20 protein-coding genes are annotated in these 16757 nt (G+C 70.1%); 9 read left to right on the top strand and 11 right to left on the bottom strand.

Annotation, left to right across the window (positions count from 1 at the left end; genetic code table 11):
- Window positions 1–2: 2 nt before the first annotated feature.
- Together BLR21_RS12190 and BLR21_RS12185 are read left to right on the top strand one after the other, a co-directional pair.
- Window positions 3–1517 (top strand): AMP-binding protein, encoded by a 1515-nt coding sequence (locus BLR21_RS12190; RefSeq protein WP_090005932.1) that lies wholly within the window; start codon window positions 3–5, stop codon window positions 1515–1517.
- A gap of 144 nt (window positions 1518–1661) precedes the next feature.
- Complete coding sequence (locus BLR21_RS12185) at window positions 1662–2972, top strand: NlpC/P60 family protein (protein ID WP_256334644.1); 1311 nt, start codon at window positions 1662–1664, stop codon at window positions 2970–2972.
- Window positions 2973–2988: 16 nt separating this feature from the next.
- Here the strand turns inward: BLR21_RS12185 and BLR21_RS12180 are convergent, their stop codons facing one another.
- Window positions 2989–3465, bottom strand: coding sequence for a GNAT family N-acetyltransferase (locus BLR21_RS12180; RefSeq protein WP_090006060.1), 477 nt, complete (start codon window positions 3463–3465; stop codon window positions 2989–2991).
- Between the two features lie 47 nt (window positions 3466–3512).
- Here BLR21_RS12180 and BLR21_RS12175 point away from each other — a divergent pair, with 47 nt between their 5' ends.
- The gene (locus BLR21_RS12175; RefSeq protein WP_090005931.1) at window positions 3513–4046 is read left to right on the top strand and encodes a TetR/AcrR family transcriptional regulator; all 534 of its coding nucleotides are present in this window, start codon (window positions 3513–3515) and stop codon (window positions 4044–4046) included.
- Window positions 4047–4095: 49 nt separating this feature from the next.
- Here BLR21_RS12175 and BLR21_RS12170 read toward each other — a convergent pair whose 3' ends face one another.
- From BLR21_RS12170 to BLR21_RS12155, 4 genes are all read right to left on the bottom strand, one after another.
- On the bottom strand, window positions 4096–4653 hold the full coding sequence (locus tag BLR21_RS12170) for an isochorismatase family protein (protein WP_090005930.1): 558 nt from the start codon (window positions 4651–4653) through the stop codon (window positions 4096–4098).
- Between the two features lie 41 nt (window positions 4654–4694).
- On the bottom strand, window positions 4695–5597 hold the full coding sequence (locus tag BLR21_RS12165) for a GlxA family transcriptional regulator (protein ID WP_090005929.1): 903 nt from the start codon (window positions 5595–5597) through the stop codon (window positions 4695–4697).
- The gene (locus BLR21_RS12160) at window positions 5594–6142 is read right to left on the bottom strand and encodes a cysteine hydrolase family protein (protein WP_090005928.1); all 549 of its coding nucleotides are present in this window, start codon (window positions 6140–6142) and stop codon (window positions 5594–5596) included. The genes BLR21_RS12165 and BLR21_RS12160 overlap by 4 nt, the downstream gene beginning before the upstream one ends.
- Before the next feature lie 83 nt (window positions 6143–6225).
- Window positions 6226–6567, bottom strand: a complete 342-nt coding sequence (locus tag BLR21_RS12155) for a DUF2203 domain-containing protein (RefSeq protein WP_090005927.1) — start codon at window positions 6565–6567, stop codon at window positions 6226–6228.
- 27 nt (window positions 6568–6594) lie between these two features.
- Here BLR21_RS12155 and BLR21_RS12150 point away from each other — a divergent pair, with 27 nt between their 5' ends.
- Window positions 6595–7467 (top strand): oxidoreductase, encoded by an 873-nt coding sequence (locus BLR21_RS12150; protein WP_090005926.1) that lies wholly within the window; start codon window positions 6595–6597, stop codon window positions 7465–7467.
- Here the strand turns inward: BLR21_RS12150 and BLR21_RS12145 are convergent.
- Window positions 7454–8197: an ABC transporter permease gene (locus tag BLR21_RS12145; protein WP_090005925.1), complete on the bottom strand. Its 744-nt coding sequence runs from the start codon at window positions 8195–8197 to the stop codon at window positions 7454–7456. The genes BLR21_RS12150 and BLR21_RS12145 overlap by 14 nt on opposite strands.
- On the bottom strand, window positions 8194–9102 hold the full coding sequence (locus BLR21_RS12140; protein ID WP_090005924.1) for an ATP-binding cassette domain-containing protein: 909 nt from the start codon (window positions 9100–9102) through the stop codon (window positions 8194–8196). The genes BLR21_RS12145 and BLR21_RS12140 overlap by 4 nt, the downstream gene beginning before the upstream one ends.
- 76 nt (window positions 9103–9178) lie before the next feature.
- On the opposite strand from BLR21_RS12140, the gene BLR21_RS12135 reads away from it, so the two are divergent.
- From BLR21_RS12135 to BLR21_RS12115, 5 genes are all read left to right on the top strand, one after another.
- Complete coding sequence (locus tag BLR21_RS12135; RefSeq protein WP_090005923.1) at window positions 9179–9862, top strand: TetR/AcrR family transcriptional regulator; 684 nt, start codon at window positions 9179–9181, stop codon at window positions 9860–9862.
- Entirely contained in the window at window positions 9859–10389 is a 531-nt protein-coding gene (gene mobA, locus BLR21_RS12130; protein ID WP_090005922.1) for a molybdenum cofactor guanylyltransferase, read from the top strand. Before BLR21_RS12135 ends, mobA begins: the two co-directional genes overlap by 4 nt.
- Before the next feature lie 61 nt (window positions 10390–10450).
- Window positions 10451–11500 carry an AAA family ATPase gene (locus BLR21_RS12125; protein ID WP_030481847.1) on the top strand — a complete coding sequence of 350 codons (1050 nt, stop codon included), beginning with the start codon at window positions 10451–10453 and terminating at the stop codon, window positions 11498–11500.
- Window positions 11501–11562: 62 nt separating this feature from the next.
- A complete protein-coding gene (locus BLR21_RS12120; RefSeq protein ID WP_090006059.1) occupies window positions 11563–12444 on the top strand; it encodes a DUF58 domain-containing protein in 882 nt (293 codons plus the stop codon).
- The gene (locus BLR21_RS12115; protein ID WP_090005921.1) at window positions 12441–13406 is read left to right on the top strand and encodes a VWA domain-containing protein; all 966 of its coding nucleotides are present in this window, start codon (window positions 12441–12443) and stop codon (window positions 13404–13406) included. Before BLR21_RS12120 ends, BLR21_RS12115 begins: the two co-directional genes overlap by 4 nt.
- Here BLR21_RS12115 and BLR21_RS12110 read toward each other — a convergent pair.
- From BLR21_RS12110 to BLR21_RS12095, 4 genes are read right to left on the bottom strand one after another with little or no spacing between them, the layout of a single operon-like run.
- Window positions 13391–13924, bottom strand: a complete 534-nt coding sequence (locus BLR21_RS12110) for a dihydrofolate reductase family protein (protein WP_090005920.1) — start codon at window positions 13922–13924, stop codon at window positions 13391–13393. The genes BLR21_RS12115 and BLR21_RS12110 overlap by 16 nt on opposite strands.
- Window positions 13921–14784, bottom strand: coding sequence for a TAXI family TRAP transporter solute-binding subunit (locus BLR21_RS12105; protein ID WP_090005919.1), 864 nt, complete (start codon window positions 14782–14784; stop codon window positions 13921–13923). Before BLR21_RS12105 ends, BLR21_RS12110 begins: the two co-directional genes overlap by 4 nt.
- Complete coding sequence (locus BLR21_RS12100; RefSeq protein ID WP_090005918.1) at window positions 14781–16085, bottom strand: sensor histidine kinase; 1305 nt, start codon at window positions 16083–16085, stop codon at window positions 14781–14783. The genes BLR21_RS12105 and BLR21_RS12100 overlap by 4 nt, the downstream gene beginning before the upstream one ends.
- Window positions 16086–16745, bottom strand: coding sequence for a response regulator transcription factor (locus tag BLR21_RS12095; protein ID WP_090005917.1), 660 nt, complete (start codon window positions 16743–16745; stop codon window positions 16086–16088).
- Between the last annotated feature and the right edge of the window lie 12 nt (window positions 16746–16757).

Below are 16757 nucleotides of genomic sequence, written 5' to 3'. Positions count from 1 at the left end.
GCATGCGCGTACCGCTGATCACCACCGACTTTCTGGACCGGGCGTCGTTCGCGTTCGCGGCGACGACGGCGACCATCGACGAACCGGACCAGCCCGCGAAGCCGGTCGCGACGACGACGTACGCGGAGATGACGACCCGCGTGCGCGCGTGGCAGGCCGGGTTCGACGCACTGGGCGTCGGCGAGGGCGAACGGGTCGCCGTCGTCAGCCACAACTCCGCACGGATGCTCGAACTGCTGCACGCGCTGCCCGGCAGCGGGCGGATCTGCGTGCCGGTGAACTTCCGCCTGCGCCCCGACGAGGTGAAGTACATCGTCGAGCACAGCGGCGCCTCGGCGTTGTTCGTCGATCCGGAACTGGAACTGGACGACGTCGTGGCGCGCCACCGGTTCACGCTCGGCGAGGAGTCGGAGTCGTTGCTTCGGTTCGATGTGGAGCCACGGCCGTGGAGCGCGCCCTCGGAGGACGCGACGGCGACCATCAACTACACGTCCGGCACGACCGCGCGCCCCAAGGGCGTGCAGTTGACGCACCGCAACATCTGGCTCAACGCGGTTACGTTCGCCATGCACACCCGTGCGTGGGAGGGCGACGTGTACATGCACGTGCTGCCGATGTTCCACTGCAACGGCTGGGGAATGCCGTTCGGGCTCGCGGGCCTCGGTGTGCCACAGGTGGTGCTGCGCAAGGTCGACGGCGCCGAGATCCTGCGCCGTGTGCGCGACCACGGTGTCACGCTCATGTGCGGCGCACCGGCCGTGTGGAACGCCGTGCTGGACGCCGCTGCGTCGTGGGACGGCGAGATCCCCGGCCGTGACACCGTACGGATCGTGTGCGCCGGTGCGCCGCCGCCCTCGCGCACGATCCAGCGCGTGACCGAGGAACTCGGCTGGGAGTTCCTGCAGATCTACGGCCTGACCGAGACGGCGCCGCTGCTCACGTTCAATCGCGCCCAGCCAGGGCCGCAAGGCGAGGAGAAGGCGAAGAAGCAGTCACGGGCGGGCGCGCCGGCGCTGGGCGCACAGCTGCGGATCTCCGAGAACGGCGAGGTGCTGGCGCGCTCGAACGTCGTCATGGAGGGCTACTGGGAAAACCCGGAGTCCACCGCGGACGCGATCGAGGACGGCTGGTTCCACACCGGCGACGGCGGCTTCTTCGACGAGGACGGCTACCTGACGATCTCGGACCGCAAGAAGGACGTGATCATCACCGGCGGCGAGAACGTCTCGTCCATCGAGGTCGAGGACTGCCTGTTCTCGCACCCGGCCGTCGCCGAGGTCGCGGTCATCGGCGTGCCCCACGAGAAGTGGGGTGAAACGATCAAGGCGCTGGTCGTGCTCTCCGGCGAGGTCACCGAGGCCGAGCTGATCAAGCACTGCAAGGAGCGGCTGGCCGGGTACAAGGCGCCGACGTCGATCGAGTTCCGCGACTCAATCCCGCGCACGGCGACCGGCAAGATCCAGAAGTTCAAGCTCCGCGAGCCGTACTGGACCGGGCGGGACCGCGGCGTGAACTAGTCCATACCGGCGACACGCCAGACCCCGATCGTCCCAAAAGGACCACCGCCCGTGTTCCACTGTGACACGAGTGGTTGACGGTGCGTTAGTTCCTGATGCGCCGGATGCGTCTGGTTGGTCTAATGCGGTTGGAGGTGATGTCCAGTGTTGACACGACTCTCCGCCGTCGTCGCGGTGTTGATGACGGCCGTCCTCACGGGGACGGCCACTGCCGTGCCGCCACCGCCGCCGAACCCGAGCGACTCGGAGATCTCGGCGTCGCGGGCGGAAGCGGACGCGAAGGCGGCCCGCGTGGGCGAGCTGACCGGACGGCTCACGCAGGCCGAGTCACGCCTGCAGGAGCTGCTCGACGACGTCTCGTACAAGCGCGAGCTCGCCAACAAGGCCCGGGTCGACCTCGAGACGGCGATCTCCGAGGCCGAGGCCGCCCGTCGCGAGGCCGCCGCCGCCCGGGTCGAGGCCGACGCGGCCTCCGCGGCCGTGGAGAAGAGCCGCCGAGAACTGGACGAGTTCGCGGCGGCCTCCTATGCACAGGGCACCACCGTCGGGTCGTTCTCGGCGTACATCGGCGCCAAGTCGCCCGAGGACCTGCTGGCCCGCGCCCAGATGCTGGAGGCGGTGTCGGCGTCCAGCCTGAACCGGCTCGACCAGGTCACCCGTGACCAGGGCACCGCCGCGAACCTCGACTCCGCCGCCCGTGCCGCGCTCACCACGGCCGAGACGAAGCAGGCCGCCGCGGACGAGGCCAAGAAGGTCGCCGAGCAGGCCCAGCGGGTTGCCGTGGACGCACACTCGGCGCAGACCGCGGCGACCGAGGAACTGCAGTCCGACAAGGCCGCCGTCGAACGTGAGCTGGCCGCCGCCCGAGGCGCGGCCAACGGACTGGAAGCGCAACGCCAGCAGTACGACCAGTGGACCGAGGCGAAGAAGCGCGAGGACGAGGAGAACGCCCGCCGTGCCGCCGCCGCGGCCGCCGCTCAGGCCGCGCCGAAGCCCCAGTCACCCCGCCCGATCGCGGCAGCGCCCGCGCCGTCCGGCAACCGCGTGCAGACCGTGATCAACCGGGCGCTGGCCCAGCGAGGTGTCATCTACGCGTGGGGCGGCGGCAACCACTACGGCCCGACGTACGGCGTGCGTGACGGCGGTGTCGCCGACTCGTACGGCGACTTCCGCAAGATCGGCTTCGACTGCTCCGGCCTGATGATGTACGCCTTCGCGGGCGCCGGCGTGTACCTGCCGCACTACAGCGGCTACCAGTACAACTCCGGCCGCAAGGTGCCGCTGTCGCAGATGGCCCCCGGCGACATGATCTTCTGGGGACCGGGCGGCGGCACGCACGTGGCGTTGTACCTGGGCGGCGGAATGATGGTGGAAGCGCCGCATTCCGGTGCCGTGGTGCGGATCTCGCCCGTGCGGTACGGCGGCATCATGCCGTATGTCACTCGCATGTTGTGACCGCGTCGTATTCAGGTCAGAGGTCGCGCGTCCAGAGTTGGCCGGTCACGTCGTGGCCGAAGCTGTGCTGCGGGGTCTCCTCCCGCAGCACGAACCCGTGCGCCTCGTAGATCTTCCTGGCGGACGTGAGCCCGTCGACCGTCCACAACACCATGCGTTCGTAGCCCGCGCCTTGGGCGAACTCGACGCACGTGCTGACGAGCGCGTTGCCCGCGCCGTGGCCGCGCGCGTCTGGATGCACGAGGAGCACACGCAACTTCGCGGTCGTGTCGTCCTCACGAACGCAGAACACGCATCCGACGCGTTGGCCGTCGAGTTCGGCGATCCACGCGCCCTCTCTCGCGGGGTCGTGGTCCGCGGCGTAGTCGCCGACGATCTTGGCGACCATCGCCTCGAACGAGGTGTTCCAGGCGAGTTCGGACGCGTAGAGCTCGCCGTGCGCCTGGATCACCCAACCGAGGTCGCCGGGGTGGCCGAGCGGGCGGATCAGCATGGTCGCCTCCACTGACACGAGTGTTTCAGTAGTGCGAGACTAGCGCCATGCCGTCCGCCCGCGAGACCGAACTGCTCGAAGCCGCCTACCGGTACGTGCTCACCCACGGCCTCGCCGACGTGTCACTGCGGCCGCTGGCGGCGGCCATCGGGTCGAGCACACGCGTGTTGCTCTACCTCTTCGGCAGCAAGGAAGGCCTCGTCAAGGCGCTGCTGGCGCGGGCACGCGCCGACGAACTGGCGCTGCTCGCCGACATCGGCACGGGGCCGGGGGTGGTGCGGCGGTTGTGGGTGTGGCTGTCCGCGCCCGCGCACCGGCCGTTGCTGACGTTGTGGCTGGAGGCGTACGCGCGCTCTCTCGTGGAACCTGACGGGCCGTGGGCGGGCTTCGCGCGTGCGACCGTGGAGGACTGGCTGGAGGTACTCAGGACTTCTCAGCCCGAGGAGGTGCGCGACACCGCTGCCGGACTGGCCCTGCGCACGCGTGAGCTCGCGTTGTTGCGGGGTGCGTTGCTGGATCTGCTGGCGACCGGGGACGGTGAGCGGGTCACCGCGGCGCTGGCGACTGGTTTGGTGCCGTGACGGTGGGATGTTCGCGGGCCGTGCGGACGGCGAGGTGCGCTGCACCTGATCACGCGGGCTTGAAGGCGTCCTCGGTCTTCACGACGCCCGCGCTGCGGCCGGGCGCGGTGTGGTTCTCCCAGTAGAGGTTGGTGTGGGCGATGACCTTGTCCGGCGTGGGGGCGCCGTACTCCGACAGGTCCTCGGTCGTGTGCGCGTCGCTGACCAGCAGGGCGTCGTAGCCGCGCACGATGGCGCCGTGTAGCGTCGAGCGGATGCACTCGTCGGTCTGCGCGCCGGACACCACGAGGCTCCCGATTCCCTTGCCCGCCAGCACTTCCTCCAGGTCGGTGGCCTCGAACGAGTCGGCGTAGGTCTTGTGCACCACCGGTTCGCCCTCGGCGAGCTTGAGCTCGGGCACGAACTGCCAGCCGTCGGACTCCCTGGGCATGTGCTCGGCGTTGCTGTGCTGCACCCACACGACGTCGACGCCGGCCGTGCGCGCCTTGTCGACTAGGGCGGCCACGTTGGCGACGACCTCATCGCGGTTGTGGGCGTGGTCCACCACGCCGTTCTGCACGTCGATCACGAGCAACGCGGTGTTGGGGCGGTTCACCAGAGTCGTCACGCGGCTCAGCTTATGCCGCTTCCGGTGGCGTGCAAGGGTGTTCAGCGGGAACGCAGTCTGCGCAACATCCGGGCGTCTTCGAAGCCGACGTTGCGCGCTGCGGTCTCCACCGTCGCGCCTTGACCGATCAGGTGCTCGGCTCGTTCGACGCGCAACGCCTGCTGGTACCTCAACGGCGTCATGCCCGTGGCACGGCCGAACAAGCGCGTCACGGTTCGTTCGCTGCATCCGGCGTGGATCGCTAGCTCCGAGAGAGAAAGGCGCTCGGCGAGCCGTGACTCGATGACGTCCTGAATGCGGTGCACCGTCTCGTTGATGTGCGACCGATGCCGCATCAGCACACTGTCTTGCTGGTCGTCACCGTTCCTGCGCGCGTAGATGACCATCGTCCGTGCGATCGCGGCGGCCACGGCGGGCCCATGACGCACGGCGACGAGATGCAACGCGAGGTCGATACCGCTCGCGATGCCCGCAGACGTCACGACCCTGTTGTCCTCCACGAACAAGACGTCACGCACGACGTGTGCGGCCGGGTAGCGCCGTGCGAGCTCCTCCTGCAGTTCGTGATGCGTGGTGCAACGCCGTCCGTCGAGCAAACCGGCGCGCCCCAACGCATCCGCGCCGGCACACACACTCGCAACCGTGCCGCCGCCGTCGTAGTGCGCGCGCAGCCACGCCAACGCGCGTTCGCTCAAGTGACCGGTCCCCACGATCTTCGGCGACCGCCACCCCGGCACGAACACGAGGTCGTCCACCGAGAGAGAGGGCAACTCACGCGACGCACCGAGCGGCACGCCCTGATGACTGAGCACGGTGTCCATGTCGCCCACGTAGGACAACGCGTACCCGTTCACGAGATCGGCAGCGCTGGAGAACACCTGCGCCGGCCCCGCGAGGTCGAGCAGGTGCACTCCAGGTACGAGCAGGAAGACGACTCTGGTCACGATCCGGTCAGCGTAGCGACATCCGAGATGCGTGCGAACCGGCCGGCCAGCACGTACTCGGTGCGCTCGATGATCTCCTCGACGCCGAGCACCTTCCCGGTCCGCCAGTGCGGCAGCGGCATGGTCGCGGTCGCGTCCGTCACGAACGTCATGTCGAACCCGAGATCCGACCCGACGCGCGTCGTGGTCTCGCAGCACTGCTCGGTCCGGATACCGCTGATCAGCAACTCGCGTACGCCCCGCATCGTCAGCGTCTGCTGCAGGTTCGTCGTGGTGAACGCGTTGTGCGCGGTCTTGGTGAGCACCGGCTCGTCGTCGAGCGGCTTCAGCCCGTCGATCAGCCGCACGTGCCCGAGCGCGGGGTCGAACACGTCGCCGGAACCGGGCTCCGAGTGCAGCACCCACACCACGAGGTCACCGGCGTCGCGGCTCATGTCGACCAGCTGGTTCACCTTGCCGACGACGTCGGGGTCGGACACCTCGGCCCAGTTGGAGCGCCGGCGGAACGACTCCTGCACGTCGATGACGATCAATGCTCGCTTCATGGTCCCCAGCCTCGCGGCCTCGAGGAGTGGGGGACAGGCACGACCCGGCCGGGGAGCGGACGGATCCGGTCACCGCGTGAAGATCACAGCGGGCGGCGGCCGGCGAAGCCCAGATCCGTCCGGTGGTACCAGGCCAGCTCGCGGTCACCCTCGAGCCAGCACAGCAGCACCGGCACACCGTCCATCTCCGACGGGAAGTCCACGAGCAACGGCGCGAAGCCCTTCAGCTCCGCCCCGGTCTGCTGCACCGCCTCCATCAGCTCGTCCAGCCGGGCCTGCGCGGCCTTGAACTCCGGCAGCCCGCCCAGCGCGGAACCCCCTGCGGCCAGCTCGGCGGCGTCGGCGCGCAGGCGCACGATCTCGTCGAGCACGGGCAACAGCCGGGCGAGCTCGGCCTGGGCATCGGAGAGCGTGAACAGTCCCACGGCGCCAAGGCTGGCACAGTGGGCGGAATGACGTGGCGACTGGGTGACCTCACCGTGAACCGGGTCGGGTTCGGCGCGATGCGACTGCCGCAGCGGGGGACGGCGTTCGATCGCCGGGCCGAGCCGCGCGACCGCGGGCAGGCGATCGAGGTGCTCCGCAAGGCCGTCGAGCTCGGCGTCGACCACATCGACACCGCCGCCTTCTACTTCTCCGCCACGCGGTCGGCCAACGAGCTGATCAACAGCGCGCTCGCGCCGTACCCGGAGGACCTGGTGATCGTCACCAAGATCGGGCCCGGTCGCACGCCGCAGGGGGAGTGGCTGCCGCTCGCGACGCCGGAGCAGCTCAAAGGCCAGGTCGAGGAGAACCTGCGGCAACTCGGCCGTGACCACCTCGACGTGGTCAACCTGCGGATCAGCGGCCTGGACGACCTCAGCGCGCACTTCGGGCGGCTCGCGGAGCTGCAGCGGGACGGGCTGGTCCGGCACCTCGGGCTGTCGAACGTCAGGCCGCACCACCTCGACCAGGCGCAGCGCATCGCCGAGGTCGTGTGCGTGCAGAACTCCTACGGGCTCGGCCACCACCCCGAGCAGGACGACTTCGTCGGCGTGTGCCGGGAGCGGGGCATCGCGTACGTGCCGTTCTTCGCGCTCACCGGTGCAAACCAGGAAGCCGGGACGTCGGCCGAGGACGACGTCGTCACGGAGATCGCGCACGCCCGCGGCGCCTCGCCCGCGCAGATCCGGCTGGCGTGGACGCTGGCGCGCGGGCCGCACGTGCTGGTCATCCCCGGCACGGGCGATCCGGCGCACCTGCGGGAGAACGTCGAGGCGGGCGAGATCGACCTCACCGCGGACGAGCTGACCCGCCTCGACGCCGCGCACCTCAGCGGCGGTTGATCCGGCCGAACAACCAGGTGGCCCAGCCGAACGCCGCGACCAGCAGCCCGCCGGACCACACCAGCGCCAGCCAGCCCGAGGTCACGGGCTGATCGTTCAGCAACGCCCGCACGGTCTCGATGACCGGTGTGATCGGCTGGTGTTCGCTGACGGCGCGCAGAAAGGACGGCATTGTCTCCACCGGCACGAAAGCGCTGCTCAGATACGGGATGAACAGCATGAAGAACCCGAGCAGGCTGGCCGATTCAACGCTCCGCGCGACCACGCCGAAGCCGGCCGCGAGCCACGACAGCGCCAGCACGTAGAGCAGCAGCAAGCCCATCGCCAGCACCCATCCGGCCAGTGAGGCGGCCGGCCGGAAGCCCATCAGCAGCGCGACCAGCACGACGGCGAACGTCGCGAGGGCGTTGCGGGCGACCGAGGCGACGACGTGGCCGGTCAGCACGGAGAACCCGCTGATCGGCATCGAGCGGAACCGGTCGACCACACCCTTCTTCATGTCGTCGGTCACCGACATCGCGGTGGACGTGGCGCCGTAGCCCGTGCACAGCACGAGGATGCCGGGCACCACGTAGTCCACATAGGACTGGGTGGAGCTGATCGCGCCGCCGAACACGTACACGAACAACGCCATCATCAGCACCGGCAGCACGATCGCCATGATCACGAGGTCGAAGTTGCGGCGGCTCAGCCGGATGCTGCGGCCGATCATCGTCAGCGAGGCGGTCATGCGGCCACCGCCGTCAGGGACGTGAAGACGTCGTCCAAGGTCGGGCGGTGCGTGGACACCCGCAGCACGCCGACCCCCGCGGTCAGCAGGTCGTCCAGCACGCGGTGCAGGTGGACCGCGCTGCCGTCGGACGGCACGCTCAGCGTCACGCCGTCGGCCACCCCGCCGGTCACGGCCTGTGCCCGCAGCGCGTCCTCGGCGCACGAGAAGGTCAGGTCCAGGCGGGTGCCGCCGACCGAGTTCTTCAACGCGTCCGCGGTGCCGTCCGCGACGACGCCCCCGTTGTGCAGCACCACGATCCGGTCGGCGAGGCGATCGGCCTCCTCCAGGTACTGGGTGGTGAGGAAGATCGTCACGCCGTCGCGCACCAGGTCACCGATCGCGTCCCACATCGTCGTGCGGCTGACCGGGTCGAGGCCGGTGGTCGGCTCGTCCAGGAACAGCAGCCGCGGCCGCGCCACCAGGCTCATGGCCAGGTCCAGGCGCCGGCGCATGCCACCGGAGTAGGTGCGCACGCGCCGGTCCGCCGCGTCGGCGAGGTCGAACCGCTCCAGCAGTTCGAGCGCCCGTGCGCGAGCCGCCGGCCTCGCGAAACCGCGCAGGCGGGCGATCATGACCAGGTTCTCGCGCCCGGTCTGCTCCTCGTCCACCGCCGCGTACTGCCCGGTCAGGCTGATCACGCCACGCACGGCGGCGGCCTCGCGCACCACGTCGAACCCGCACACCTGTGCCGCGCCGCCATCGGGCCTGGTCAGCGTGCTCAGGATGCGGATCGTGGTGGTCTTGCCGGCGCCGTTCGGCCCGAGCAGCGCGAGCACGGACCCTTCCGCGACCTTCAGGTCCAGGCCGCTGAGCACGGTCGCGGAGCCATATCTCTTCGTCAGACCCTCTGTCTCGACGATCATCGAACCCCCTTTATGCGTACCTCATACGCAAAACCTGAATTAGCGTATGTCATACGCATCTGTTTGACTAGGGGGCATGAAGAGGGGGCGCAAGCCGACCATCGACGCCGCCGACATCACGCGGGCCGCCATCGCGATCGCGGACGCCGAGGGGCTCGCCGCCGTGTCGATGGCGCGCGTCGCGCAGGAGATGGGCAACGCCACGATGGCCCTCTATCGGCACGTGAAGAGCAAGGACGAGCTGCTCACGTTGATGGGCGACGCCGCGTTCGACGATCCGCCCCCGCTCCCGGACGGCGAGTGGCGTGACAAGCTCGAGGTCTGGGCGAAGGAGTTGCTCAAAGGCGTCCGCAAGCGTCCGTGGTTCCTGCAGATCCCGATGAGCGGCCCACCGACCGGCCCCCGGAGCCTCGCCTGGTTCGACAGCGCGCTGGGCGCGCTCGAAGGCACGCCGCTGGAGGCGGAGGAGAAGGTCGGCGTGGTCATGGGCCTGTTGACGTTCGTGCACGGCGAGGCGTGGCTGAACGTCGCGCTGACGAAGGGCTTCGAAGACGACCCGGCCCGGTTCAGCCGTCAGTACGGGCAGAGGCTGCGCGAGATCGTCGACCCGCGCCGGATGCCCGCGCTCGCGAAGATCGTCGCGGCCGGTGTCTTCGACATGGACGACCTCTTCGACGCCGACGACGTCGCCGCCGAGTTCGACTTCGGCCTGCACCTGTTCCTGGAAGGCGTCGCGACGCACATCGGAGGCCGGTCATGACGTACGGGGTGATCATCCTCACCGGCGGCAAGGGCGAGCGGCTCGGTGGCGTCGACAAGGCCGCGCTGTCCTATCGGGACGCCACGCTGCTCGACCACGTGCTGTCCGTTGTGGACGACGCGGCGCAGAAAGTCGTCGTGGGCCCGGAGAAGGACCTGCCCGGTGTCATCTGGGCACGCGAGGACCCACCGGGCGGAGGCCCGCTCGCCGGGCTGGCCGCCGGGCTGGCGAAGATCACCGAGGACTGGGTCGCGGTGCTCGCCGTGGACCAGCCCGGCCTCACCGCGGACACCATCGCGAGACTGCGCGCACCCGGCCGCAACGCCGTGCTCAAGGACGACAGGGTGCAGTGGCTGATCGGCTACTGGAACGCCGCCGACCTGCGCGCGGCCCTGCCCGAAGATCCACGGAACCTGCCGCTGCGCAGGACTCTGCTGCGGCTCGACCCCGTCGAGGTGTCCGCTTTGCCCGGTGAGGCGAGGGACGTCGACACACCCGCCGACCTGGACACCCTTCACAGCGGTTGAACAGGCGGGGAGTAAGACTGTTCCACGATCGGTAAACCCTGTTCCGCATGGAGGCCCGCACGTGACCGAGCCCGCCGCCGAGGCAACGCCGAACGCATCGGCGCCCGTCACCCCGGCTCGTGACGCCCAGCTGCTCGAACGCACCGTGTTCGAGGTGAAGCGGGTGATCGTCGGCCAGGACCGGCTCGTCGAGCGGATGCTCGTGGGGCTGCTGGCCAAGGGCCATCTGCTGCTCGAAGGTGTGCCGGGCGTCGCCAAGACGCTCGCCGTCGAGACGTTCGCCCGCGTGGTCGGCGGCTCGTTCTCCCGCGTGCAGTTCACGCCCGACCTGGTGCCCGCCGACATCCTCGGCACCCGCATCTACCGGCAGTCCACCGAGACGTTCGACGTCGAGCTCGGCCCCGTCGTGGCGAACTTCGTGCTCGCCGACGAGATCAACCGCGCGCCCGCCAAGGTGCAGTCGGCGATGCTCGAGGTCATGGCCGAACGGCACGTGTCGATCGGTGGCCGGACGTTCCCGATGCCGAACCCGTTCCTGGTGCTGGCGACGCAGAACCCGATCGAGAACGAGGGCGTGTACCCGCTGCCGGAGGCGCAGCGCGACAGGTTCCTGTTCAAGATCCAGGTCGAGTACCCGACCGCCGAGGAAGAGCGCGAGATCGTCTACCGGATGGGCGTCGAGGCGCCCACGCCGAGCCAGGTCCTCTCACCTGAGGAGCTGGTGCGCCTGCAGGGCGTCGCGTCGCGCGTCTTCGTCCACCACGCGCTCGTCGACTACGTGGTCCGCCTGGTGATCGCGACCCGCGCGCCCGGCGAGCACGGCCTCACCGACGTCGCCGGCTGGGTCGCCTACGGTGCCTCGCCGCGTGCGTCGCTCGGCATCATCGCCGCCGCGCGTGGCCTCGCGCTCGTGCGCGGCCGTGACTACGTGCTGCCGCAGGACGTCGTGGACGTCGTTCCGGACGTGCTGCGTCACCGCCTGGTGCTCTCGTACGACGCGCTGGCCGACGGCGTGCCGATCGACCACATCATCACCCGAGTGCTGCAGATCGTGCCGTTGCCGCAGGTGTCGGCCCGTCCGCAGCAGCCGGTTCCGGCTGGTAGGCCGTGAGCAGGGACAAGGCCGAGGAGGAGCGCCCGTCCTGGGCGCCGCCCGTCCTGCGCGGCGTCAAGATGGAAGCCGCGCTGCGCATGCTGGAGCTCGAAGTCCGGCGCCGTCTCGACGGCCTGCTGCAGGGCAACCACCTCGGCCTCGTGCCGGGGCCGGGCTCCGAACCGGGCGAGGCCCGCACCTACCAGCCCGGCGACGACGTGCGCCGGATGGACTGGGCGGTCACGGCCCGCACGACGGTCCCGCACATCCGCGAGACGGTCGCCGACCGTGAGCTGGAGACGTGGCTGGCGATCGACCTGTCGCCGTCGCTCGACTTCGGCACCGCCGCGTGCGAGAAGCGTGATCTCGCCATCGCCGCGACGGCCGCGGTCGCCCACCTGACACGGGGCGGCGGCAACCGGATCGGCGCCGCGGTCTCGACGGGCGCGGACAACGTCCGCATCCCGGCACGCGGAGGCCTGGCCCACGCGCGCGGCATGGTCCGCAAGATCGCCGAGATCGACCGGGCACCCGAAGGCACCCGCGGAGACCTGGCCGCGTTGCTCGAACAACTGCGCCGCCCGCCGCGCCGGCGCGGCCTGATCGTGGTGATCTCCGACTTCCTCGGCGAGATGGAGTGGCAACGGCCGTTGCGCGCTCTGTCCGCGCGCCACGACATCGTGGCCATCGAGGTCGTCGACCCGCGCGACGTCGACCTGCCCGAGGTCGGCACCGTCGTGCTGTCCGACCCCGAAAGCGGGCGGCAGCGCGAGGTGACCGCGTCCGCGTTGCTGCGCAAGGAGTTCAACGCCGCGGCCGCGGAACACCGGGGCGAGGTGGCGGCAGGGCTGCGGCGCGCGGGCGCCGGGCACCTGGTGCTGCGGACCGACTCGGACTGGATCGCGGACATGGTTCGTTTCGTGGTGGCGCGCAAACGCCGCTGGTCTGGGGGTGTCGCATGAGCTTCTCGAACTTCGTCGCCCCGTGGTGGTTCCTGCTGCTGCTCGCCGTGGCGCTGCTCACCGCCGGATACGTGGTGGCGCAACGGGTCCGCCGCAAGCGGGTGCTGCGGTTCACGAACCTGGAGCTGCTGGAGAAGGTCGCGCCCAAGCGGGAACGCTGGTCGCGCCACGTCCCGGCGGCGTTCCTGCTGGCCGCACTGGCGTTGCTGACGGTCGCGCTGGCCGGCCCGACGTCCGAGCAACGGGTCCCGCGCAACCGGGCGACCGTGATGCTCGTCGTCGACGTGTCGCTGTCGATGAAGGCCACCGACGTGAAGCCGTCGAGGCTGGAGGCCGCGCAGGTGGCCGCCAAGTCGTTCACCGATGGCCTCACGCCGGGCATCAACCTCGGCCTCATCTCGTTCGCCGGCTCGGCCACCGTGCTGGTGGCGCCGACGACGGACCGCTCGGCCGTCTCGCAGTCGATCGACGGGCTCAAGCTCGCCCAGTCGACCGCGACCGGTGACGGGCTGGCGGCGGCGCTCGCGTCCATCGACTCGTTCGGCAAGATCGTCGGAGGCGCCGAAGGTCCTCCGCCCGCCCGCATCGTGCTGATGACGGACGGCAAGGAGACCGTCGGCACCCGCAAGGCGTTCGACGTGGCCGAGGAAGCGAAGAAGGCCGGGGTCCCGATCTCCACGATCTCGTTCGGCACCGAGGACGGCGTGGTCGACATCGAGGGCCGACAGCAGTCCGTGCCCGTCGACGACGACTCGATGAAGGAGATCGCGAAGCTCTCCGGCGGCGAGTTCTTCAAGGCCGCCTCCGCCGAGGAGCTGCGCCGGGTCTACGACACGCTCGGCGAGCAGATCGGCTACGAGAAGAAGCAGGCGGACGCGTCGAAGCCGTGGCTGTTGCTCGGCACGATGACGGCGATGTTCGCGGCCGCCGCCGCTTTGTTACTCGGTCAGCGCCTCCCGTAGATCAGTTCGACCACACCTGCCCCGAACGCCCTGGTGCTCTTGAGCGCCAGGGCGATCGGCTTCTTGAAGAACGGCGTGCCCTCGCCGATCGCGACCGGGTTCAGGTAGAGCCGGACCTCGTCGATCAGGTCGTGCTCGAAGAACGACCCCACCAGCTGCGCCCCGCCGACCATGCTGTCGCCGGGCAGCGCCCTGATCTCGGCCGGCACGACCTCGCGCTTGACCGTGGTGTTCCACTCGGTGGTGTCGAGCGTCCGCGAGTAGACGATCTTGGGCATGTCCCGCCAGATCAGGCCGAAGTCGTGCATCGGCCGCGGCCACTCGGGGTGGTCGTCGGTGTGCGGCCACGCTTCGAGCATCGTCTCGTGGTTGCGGCGGCCGTCGATGAACCTGCTCATCCGCGCGAGACCGGTGTTGAGGTGCTCGTGCAGCTCGTCGTCGACGACGTGCCAGCTGATGTCGTGGCCGGGGCCTTCCATGAACCCGTCCAGCGAGACCGACGCCATCGTGATGATCATCCGTGGAGCCTCCGGTATTCCGCCGCCGCACCGGGGTGCAGCGGCACTTTGCCCGTGTCGATGAGACTGCGCACGTCGAGGTACTGGGTGCCGAGTGCCTGCTCCGGCACGAGCTCGGCCGCCCTGCCCACGAGCAGCCGCACGACGGCGCCCGCGTACTCGGTGCGCAGATCGGGGCGGCACACCAGCAGGTTCGGCGTGCCGATCGTGGGGATGTCGACGGCGGAGCCGTAGACGCCCATGCGGACGTCCACGCGTTCGTACACCTTGCCGTAGTCCTGGCGCAGCCTTGGCAGGAAGCCGTCGAGCGGCAGCAGTCTGATGCCGCTGGCCTTGTCGAGTTCCGGGGTCGGGACACCCCCGGACCAGAGCAGGGCGGCGATCTCGCCCGCCTTGAGGGCGTCGACGGCGTTGCGCAACGGGTAGTGCTCCTCCTGCACGCCCAGTGCGAGCCTGGAGCCCTGCAGGGCGGCGCCGGAGCCGTCCGCGCCCAGCGACACCGGCCTGCCGATCAGGTCGGCCGCTGTCCTGTACGGCGAGGACTGCAGAACGACTAGCTGCAGGTAGTTCTCGTACACGCGGCCGAGGGCGACCAGGCCGGGTTCCAGGTGGGCGCTGTCGCTCAGGGAGAGGCCGATGTCGGCGCCGCCCTCGCGGAGGTGTTTCAGGTTGTCGGCGCTGCCGCCGGTCTCGATCGGCGTGATGGTCAGCGGGCTGGGCGCCAGGCGGGAGAACAGCCCGGCGAAGTCGTTGTAGAAGCCGCCGGGCTCGCCTCCCGCGATCCTGATCGTGCCTTCGGGTTCGCTCGTTCCGCACGCGGTGAGAGCGAGGGTCCCGAGCAGGAACGTCCGGCGCCTCACAGCAGCGGCTCCTTCGGCAGTTCCACCGTCACGACGAGGCCCTTGTCCGTGCGCAGCCGCAGCTTTCCGTCGTGCGCGGTGACGATGCGTTCCGCGATGGCCAGGCCCAGGCCGGTGCCGCGCCGGGAGTCGTCGCCGCGCCAGAACCGTTCGGTGGCGCGCTCTATGTCCTTTTTGGACAACCCCGGACCGTTGTCCCGGACGGTCAGGGTGGCGCGGTCGCAGATCACGGTGACCTCGGTTCCGCCGTACTTGATGGCGTTGTCCAGCAACACGTCCAGCACCTGCGCGAGGTCGGACACCGCGCACCGCACGAGTCCGGGCGCGCGGTCGTCGACGGTGATCGTGACGCCGTCGGCCTGGGCCGCCGCGCGCCAGGCGTCGACGCGGTCGTGCGCCACGACCTGGAGGTCGGCGAGTTCGGGTTCGATGCCGCCCGCGGCGCGTTCGGTGGCGGTGCTCTCGGCGGAGGCCAGCGCCAGGAGCCCGTCCAGCAACGATTCGAGGCGTTCGACCTCGGTCAGCAGCGAGCCGTTGGACGGCAGCATGTCGACGCGCAACCGCAGTGCGGCCATGGGGTTGCGCAGCTGGTGCGAGGCGTCGGCGATCAACCGTCGTTGCTGGTCGGCGGCCTCGGCGACGGCGTCGGACATGCGGTTGAACGACTCCGACAACGCCCGCAGCTCGGCCGGGCCCGCGGTGTCGGCGACGTGGGTGCGTCGTTGCCCGTCCGCGACCGCGCGGACGCCCCGATCCAGTTCTTTGAGAGGCCGCAGCAGCCAGCGGGACACGACGAGCGCCAGCAGCACGCACGCGCACGCCGCCAGCAACGCCCCGGCCAGCACCAGGGCCCACCGCCGTGCGACGTCCAGAGCCGCCACGCGCGTCGAGGCCCGCAGCACCACGGCGCCCGCGACCTTCGTGCCGATGCCGACGGGCCGGGCGAACAGGACGTCCCCGCCGCTCCACGGCAGCACGGTCGGCACGGACGCGGCGGGCTGGTTGCGCAGCGCCGCGTCGATCTGCGCGGACACGTCCTGCGCCGTCATGCCCGACTCGACGACGGGCGTGCCCGACGCGTCGACGACCACGATCTCCTCGCCGTAGACCTCGGCATAACGCTCCGCCTCGGACACCACAACGTCGACCGGCAGCGTGGCGAAGCGGTCCAGGTCGGCGGTGCGGCTGATCACGAACTGCTGGGTGCGCTCCGAGGCCGTGCTCATCAGCAACGGGAAGGCGAACGCCGTGACCGCCGAGAGCGAGAACAGCAGCAGCACCAACAGAAGCCGTTGCCGCATCTATTCACCGAGCCGGTAGCCGAAACCGCGGATCGTGTGCAGCAGCCCCGGCCGGTCGAGCTTGGCGCGCAACTGCGTGAGGTGGACGTCGAGCGTGCGCGACACCGCCACGAAGGCGTTGCCCCACACCTCGTCCATCAACTGCTGCCGGCTCACCGCCGTGCCGGGCCGGCGCGCCAGCACCGCGAGCACGTCGAACTCCTTGGTGGTCAACGAGATCTCACGCCCGCCGACCACGACCTGACGGCTCTGCAGGTCGATCTCCACATCGGACACCCGCACGAGCTCGCCCGGTTCCCGCGACTGGGCCGCGCTGCGCCGCGCCACCGCGTCGATGCGCGCCAGCAACTCGGCCAGCCGCACGGGCTTCACCAGGTAGTCGTCCGCGCCGAGCCGCAGCCCGCGCACCACCGTGCGTTCGTCACCGCGCGCCGTCAGCACGAGCACCGGCACCGGGTCGATCTTGCGGAGCTTGCGCAGCACCTCCAGGCCGTCCTGGTCGGGCAGGCCCAGGTCGAGCAGCACGACGTCCGCGTCGCGGTGGGCGATCAGCGCGTCGGAGCCCCTGCGCACGCGGGAAGGCCGGTGCCCGTTCGCCCGCAGTGCCTCCACCAGGGCGTCCGCGACACCGTCGTCGTCTTCGACCAGCAGCACCCGCATTTGAGCAGTATC

The sequence above is a fragment of the Lentzea albidocapillata subsp. violacea genome (genome assembly GCF_900100275.1).
Classification (GTDB): domain Bacteria; phylum Actinomycetota; class Actinomycetes; order Mycobacteriales; family Pseudonocardiaceae; genus Lentzea; species Lentzea violacea.
This window is presented reverse-complemented; position numbering and strand designations above follow the sequence as displayed.

Bases quoted from the DNA above. Each gene is read 5' to 3' on its own strand.
- BLR21_RS12110 (WP_090005920.1), bottom strand. From the start codon at position 13,924: ATGATCATCACGATGGCGTCGGTCTCGCTGGACGGGTTCATGGAAGGC.
- BLR21_RS12160 (WP_090005928.1), bottom strand. From the start codon at position 6,142: ATGAAGCGAGCATTGATCGTCATCGACGTGCAGGAGTCGTTCCGCCGG.
- BLR21_RS12095 (WP_090005917.1), bottom strand. From the start codon at position 16,745: ATGCGGGTGCTGCTGGTCGAAGACGACGACGGTGTCGCGGACGCCCTG.
- BLR21_RS12135 (WP_090005923.1), top strand. From the start codon at position 9,179: ATGAAGAGGGGGCGCAAGCCGACCATCGACGCCGCCGACATCACGCGG.
- BLR21_RS12100 (WP_090005918.1), bottom strand. From the start codon at position 16,085: ATGCGGCAACGGCTTCTGTTGGTGCTGCTGCTGTTCTCGCTCTCGGCG.
- BLR21_RS12150 (WP_090005926.1), top strand. From the start codon at position 6,595: ATGACGTGGCGACTGGGTGACCTCACCGTGAACCGGGTCGGGTTCGGC.
- BLR21_RS12115 (WP_090005921.1), top strand. From the start codon at position 12,441: ATGAGCTTCTCGAACTTCGTCGCCCCGTGGTGGTTCCTGCTGCTGCTC.
- BLR21_RS12175 (WP_090005931.1), top strand. From the start codon at position 3,513: ATGCCGTCCGCCCGCGAGACCGAACTGCTCGAAGCCGCCTACCGGTAC.
- BLR21_RS12145 (WP_090005925.1), bottom strand. From the start codon at position 8,197: ATGACCGCCTCGCTGACGATGATCGGCCGCAGCATCCGGCTGAGCCGC.
- mobA (WP_090005922.1), top strand. From the start codon at position 9,859: ATGACGTACGGGGTGATCATCCTCACCGGCGGCAAGGGCGAGCGGCTC.
- BLR21_RS12120 (WP_090006059.1), top strand. From the start codon at position 11,563: ATGGAAGCCGCGCTGCGCATGCTGGAGCTCGAAGTCCGGCGCCGTCTC.
- BLR21_RS12180 (WP_090006060.1), bottom strand. From the start codon at position 3,465: ATGCTGATCCGCCCGCTCGGCCACCCCGGCGACCTCGGTTGGGTGATC.
- BLR21_RS12140 (WP_090005924.1), bottom strand. From the start codon at position 9,102: ATGATCGTCGAGACAGAGGGTCTGACGAAGAGATATGGCTCCGCGACC.
- BLR21_RS12190 (WP_090005932.1), top strand. From the start codon at position 3: ATGCGCGTACCGCTGATCACCACCGACTTTCTGGACCGGGCGTCGTTC.